The organism is Allobosea sp. 01N443, assembly GCF_056399325.1.
Genome location: NZ_JBFTRC010000292.1, coordinates 1 through 4,998, shown reverse-complemented (window position 1 = coordinate 4,998; position 4,998 = coordinate 1). Strand labels below are relative to the sequence as shown.

General features: G+C 67.2%; 6 protein-coding genes and 1 pseudogene. 3 read left to right on the top strand and 4 right to left on the bottom strand.

Going from position 1 to position 4,998, the window contains the following annotated elements:
- The 4 genes from AC1DRP_RS34845 to AC1DRP_RS34830 form a co-directional block, all read right to left on the bottom strand.
- The coding region (locus tag AC1DRP_RS34845) for an ABC transporter substrate-binding protein (protein WP_476770924.1) at nt 1-479 on the bottom strand (479 nt) is incomplete at its 3' end.
- A 301-nt stretch (nt 480-780) separates the two neighbouring features.
- Nucleotides 781-1,485, bottom strand: a complete 705-nt coding sequence (locus AC1DRP_RS34840) for a hypothetical protein (protein ID WP_441504592.1) — start codon at nt 1,483-1,485, stop codon at nt 781-783.
- Nucleotides 1,486-1,738: 253 nt separating this feature from the next.
- Nucleotides 1,739-2,248 carry a cupin domain-containing protein gene (locus tag AC1DRP_RS34835; protein WP_441504591.1) on the bottom strand — a complete coding sequence of 170 codons (510 nt, stop codon included), beginning with the start codon at nt 2,246-2,248 and terminating at the stop codon, nt 1,739-1,741.
- Between the two features lie 160 nt (nt 2,249-2,408).
- Nucleotides 2,409-2,720, bottom strand: coding sequence for a hypothetical protein (locus AC1DRP_RS34830; protein WP_476770923.1), 312 nt, complete (start codon nt 2,718-2,720; stop codon nt 2,409-2,411).
- Nucleotides 2,721-3,093: 373 nt separating this feature from the next.
- Here AC1DRP_RS34830 and AC1DRP_RS34825 point away from each other — a divergent pair, with 373 nt between their 5' ends.
- The 3 genes and pseudogenes from AC1DRP_RS34825 to AC1DRP_RS34815 form a co-directional block, all read left to right on the top strand.
- Entirely contained in the window at nt 3,094-3,582 is a 489-nt protein-coding gene (locus AC1DRP_RS34825; RefSeq protein ID WP_441488503.1) for an MgtC/SapB family protein, read from the top strand.
- A gap of 89 nt (nt 3,583-3,671) precedes the next feature.
- Nucleotides 3,672-3,845 (top strand): annotated as a pseudogene (locus AC1DRP_RS34820) (helix-turn-helix domain-containing protein); the annotation flags it as partial.
- A 234-nt stretch (nt 3,846-4,079) separates the two neighbouring features.
- A partial coding sequence (locus AC1DRP_RS34815) for a LacI family DNA-binding transcriptional regulator (protein WP_476770922.1) occupies nt 4,080-4,998 on the top strand: 919 nt, incomplete at its 3' end.

Genomic DNA, 4,998 nt, shown 5'->3' with positions numbered 1-4,998 from the left:
GTCTTGTCGTCGACGACGACGAACTGCTCTGGCTTCTCGAGCGAGCCGGCATTCATCTGCGTGGTGGCGAACCCCCCGATCGTGCAGGCGCGGTCGAGCGACCATTTCACATCGGCCGCCGTGACCTTGCGGCCGGAATGGAAGGTGGCGTCGCGCAGCTTGAAGGTGCAGCTCATGCCGTCCGAGGCGACCTGCCAGCTCTCGGCCAGTTCGCCCTCGAGCTCGCCCATCGCGATCGTGTTGCCGCCGCCGCCCGGGATCGGCACCGGCTTGAAGCGCAGCAGCCGGTCATAGCAGTTCAGCGCGACGCCATTGACCGGCTGCGACGAGCCGATGCCCTGCATGTCCAGGCTGTTGGGCCCATATTCCTGCACCAGCAGCAATGTCTCGGCCCGGCTGGGTGTCTGTGCCCCGAGCTTGCCCTGCGCGACGAAGGGGGCAGCAAGGCCGGCTGCGATGGCGGTGCGGYGAGTGAGCATCGGCGAGAGATCCTTGTTTTGCCAGTCGGGATGTCGCGGCGCGCCGGCCCGCCGGGAACAGGCCGGCGGGCGGGGCAGAGCGCCCTGCGGCCGGGCCGCGAGGGCAATCCGTTCCGCGCCTGTCGCGGCTCGGATGGTGCTCTGTCCTGGATGCGGGTCAGCAAAGGCGCACATGGGCGCCAGTCAAGCACGTAGCGTGCCAAGACTTAGGCGATTGAAATCTCTTGTAAAATGCCGGCGTGGGCAGCCGCCCTCGTCATGTTGCATGCAATGACTGGTATTCAGGCTATTTAGTGGGCAATTATCTCTGCTGCCGCGCACTTGTGCTTATCAGCGCAGCGTTGATGCCGATCTCGGCCGCGTCGAGGATGGCCGGATCCGATGCCGGATCGGCGGCCAGGCCTGCGGCGTAGCCGGATAGATTGGTGCTCCAGACCAGGATGGTGTCGAGGCGCGATCGCGCGGCCAGGGTCCTTGCCTCGGCGAGCAGCCTGTCGCCGGTAAGATGCGCGGCATCGAGATTATTGGTGATGCCGAGCCAGAGATGCTCGCGGATGTCGACATCCCCACGGCGAAACTGCCCGGCGACATGCAGCGATTCCGCTTCGTCGCCCTGCGTGATCAGGCCGACGCGCCGGCCCGGCTCTGCCCCGAGGAGCGCAAGGGTCGCGAGAGCGGTGGTGACCGCCGGGATGCCCGTCTTGTCCTCGATCCGCCGGCACAGGTCGCGATCGGCGGCAAAGCCCAGCGCCGCGCCCCGCGTCGCGTTCCAGCAGATCGTATCGACGCGGGCCTCTTCCAGCAGCATCGCAGCGGTGTCGAAGGGTTCGAGCCTGTAGCCGGCAGCCGGCGCGGCCGCGACGATGCCGTCATAGGGCACCCGGGCGATGCAGCAATCTATCTCCGGAGTTCCAGCCAGCAGACGGGCCGCCACGCGCTCGACGACCCGGTTGGAGGAGGGAACGATCAGGCCGATGGCGCGGCGCGCGGAAGCAGTCTCGGGCATGGCAGGCAGCGCGTTTCCGACGGGAGCGGGGGCGATCAGCGTCCGGGCTCATGGCCGGAAAGTAAAGCCTCGTTGCGCGCCTTGGCCATCAGTCACCGGTCCCGCTGACCACAAGAGGGATTGCCTCGATGCCCGTCGCGCCAGGGCTAGCAGGGCTTGCGTCAAGCGTTGCGCCCGGCGCGCGGGCGGGAGCCTGCGACAGGCAGGGCGAGCGGGCGATATTCGCAAATGGGCACGACAAACAACTCCGGTCTCACATACTCTCGCTCCAGTGGTACGAAACCGGGCCATCATACCCGGCCACCGGATCGCTCGCCGGAAACGCCAGGCGGGCGATTGCCCGGCGGATCGGCGCTGTTGCTTCGGTCCGCACGATGTCCCCCGACTGCCCCGGGGGATAGGCGCCGATCACCAGTAAGTCCTGCGATGCCCGCAAGCATCGATGTCCCGTTCCCGCCGGCAGCAGGACGACATCTCCGGCGGCAACCTCGATCTCACGGCCTCTTTCTCCCCCTAGGAGCAGTGTCGCCTTGCCGGCGGCTATCCCGAGAGCCTCGTGCCCTTCGGTGTGATAGTGCTGGAAGTCATAGATGCCGCTGCGCCATTGCGGGGGCCAGCCATTCCCTTCGAAACGCTCTTCCATGAGGGTCGCCATATCCGCGGCTTCGGCGGGAAACGCAGCCACGTAGAACAGCACGGGCAGGCGCGGATTATTCGGCACGGTGCCGTGCTCCTCGAAATGAAACGCCGTGACGATCGCCATGTCGTGCCCCGCGGAACTCGGCGGCATAACGCTGGGAATGACCCATCGTTCCCGGTCCGGCGGTACGTCCCGGCGGCGCGCAGTCCGGGACGTACCGCGCATTGGTGCATTCGGTCCTCAGTGGGCGCTTTTTGCTCGGGATCGCTCGTGCGGAGCAGCCTTAGCCTCGTCGCTGCCAGCGTGCTCGCAGCCTCGCCCACAGGTTCATGGCAGCGYGGACAAAGCGCGCCATGGGTTTGCGCAAGGGCGCGATATCCGCTGCGATCAGTAGCAGGCCGAGCGGCAGCATCCAGAGCCCGAGCACGGGCAGTATCGAGAAGATGCCCCCGACCACGAGGATGAGGCCCGCGGGGAGGCGGGCCCAGCGCGAGGCGGGATGGCGCAGCCAGCGCAACAGGGAGGCGAAACCCTGCGGAACCTCCCGCTCGATGCGCTTGAAGGCCAATCGGAGCTCATGTTTTCCGTCGCTCATCATCTCTCCGGTCCAAAGTTGGTCGGATAACGCATGGCGGAGCAACGTGTTCGCCACGGGGCGGCGCATGGCCCTCGGCCGGGCATTCCTGGCGGATGGTGCCTCGCCGGTCTTCTTCACGCCTGCATCGGAACAGCCTGTCGGGGGCGGCGTTGGGGAAGGGGTGATAGCGAAGGAGACCCCATGAGAAACGGCCAGGAAGCTCAGATTGGGGCGCGCGATTCAGCGCAACGGGGCCCCGACGGCCCTTTCTCACCTTCGCCTGTGCCGCTCAAGGCGGCTGGGCCGGCAGGCCCTGATGCCGTCGAGGCGGCCGGCACGCGCGAGCGCGTACGGCGTAGCGACCTTGATACCCCCGGGCGGGAATAGCCCTATGGAGCTGTTTTCATGGGCTGAAGTCGACCTGATCTTCAGGTTGTTGGCGGGGACCGCCGCGGGCATAGCCGTCGGCTGGGAGCGCACGCTCAAGCAGAGCAGTGCGGGCATTCGCACATTCGGTCTGGTCGGACTTGGAACGGCAGCGGCAGCTGGGATCTTCGGCGAACCGGATCAGGCCGATGCGGCAAGCCGTGTCGTGCAGGGTGTTCTGACCGGCATCGGATTTCTGGGCGCCGGGGTGATCGTCCTTCGCGATCGGGAAATGACCCCGAGGGGGCTCACCACGGCTGCGGCCATCTGGGTGACGGCCGCTCTCGGCTGCGCTGCCGGCCTGGGCGACTGGAAGATCGTCGTGACCGCAACGGGCCTCGCATTGCTGCTGCTGGCGATCAATCACTCGATCGAGCGCTGGGCCGGGCGGCGGGCCGGGGGAGATGCGGCGAGAGCTGCGCAAGGGGAAGCACGGGCGCGCGACGAGGACTGAGAGGCACCCGATTGCGGCACATGCTTCCTGCGCTCATCCCGCGATTGCGGAAGGCGCGTCGGGAGCGGAAGTCATCGAATATCGGCTCCATGCCCGACAAGCCCGTCGGAGGGGGCAGAGGCGGGCGGGCTCGGCGCGCGCTTGGGCGCGCGACTTCGGTGATCAGCTACACGATCTCCAATCTGGTGGCTCAGCTGGGCTTCCCGCTGTTCGACCGGGATTCCACCCGGAAGCCGATGCTGAAGGAAGCGGGGCGGACCGTGGCGCGAGCCGGCTGCGCGCCAAGGCTCAGGGCCTGCCGTGCGCCCGGATGCACTGGCCAACCGGCGCGCGCAGGTTGAGGTTTTCTGCCAGCCGGGCGGCTGCCATGACCAGCTTGATCGACTGGTCCCGGCCTTAGGAATGCGCCGTCAGGTCGGCGCTGCGGCCTTCGTTGACAGGCATTCCATGAGCGGTTAGCTCTTAATCTAATACGTATTAGATTCCAGGAGAAGGCGTTGCCGCGCGAGCAGAAACCATCGAAGCGACCGGGAGCCGCGACCAGCACCGATGTCGCGAAGCGTGCGGGGGTTTCGCAGGCGACGGTTTCGCTGGTGCTCAATGGCGCAAGTGGGCGCGTCGGTCTCTCCGAGGCCACGCAGCAGCGTGTGCGCAAAGCCGCCGCCGATCTCGGCTACACCCCGAATTCCGTTGCACGGAACCTGAGGCAGCGGCGCACCAACACGCTCACCTTCATCACCCCCGATATCGGCAATCCCTACTCGGCCGAGGTGATCGGCGCCGTGCAGCAGGTGGCGCAGGAGCGCGGCTATCTGCTCGACGTGCTCGTTGCGGAAGACGAGGCGGCCAAGCTCAAGGCGATCGCGCGGCTGCGCGGGGGCGTCTCGGACGGCGTCATCACCTCGGCTCCAACGCGGGCGATCTGGGACGCGTTGAAGGAACTGGCACGCCACGGCGTCCCCTGTGTCGCGCTGCAGGATCAAGGCGACGGTACCGAAATCACCTCCGTCGGCGTCGATCTCGAGGGCGGGGGCTACATGGCGACGCAGCACCTGCTCGCCTGCGGCTATCGGCGGATCGGCCATATCTCGGGCCAGCAGCGGCATCCCCTGCGCGAGCGGGAGCGTGTGCACGGCTATCGTCGGGCGCTCCTCGAAGCCGGTCTGCCGCCGCGTCCGGATTGGGAAATCGAGGTCGCGAACAGTCCGGAAGGAGGCGTGAAGGCGGTGGAGCTCTTGCTCGCCTTGCCGCAGCCGCGGCCCGAAGCGCTTTTCGTGTTCAACGACCAGATGGCGATCGGCGTGCTGCACGGCTTGCGTCGTCACGGCCTGCGCGTGCCCGAGGACATGGCCGTGGTCGGCTTCGACGGCATCGCGCTCGCGGCTTTCACGGTTCCGGCGCTAACGACGGTGGAAC

Coding starts and splice junctions, on each gene's coding strand:
- AC1DRP_RS34840 (WP_441504592.1), bottom strand. CDS start 1,485: ATGCCCGAGACTGCTTCCGCGCGCCGCGCCATCGGCCTGATCGTTCCC.
- AC1DRP_RS34835 (WP_441504591.1), bottom strand. CDS start 2,248: ATGGCGATCGTCACGGCGTTTCATTTCGAGGAGCACGGCACCGTGCCG.
- AC1DRP_RS34825 (WP_441488503.1), top strand. CDS start 3,094: ATGGAGCTGTTTTCATGGGCTGAAGTCGACCTGATCTTCAGGTTGTTG.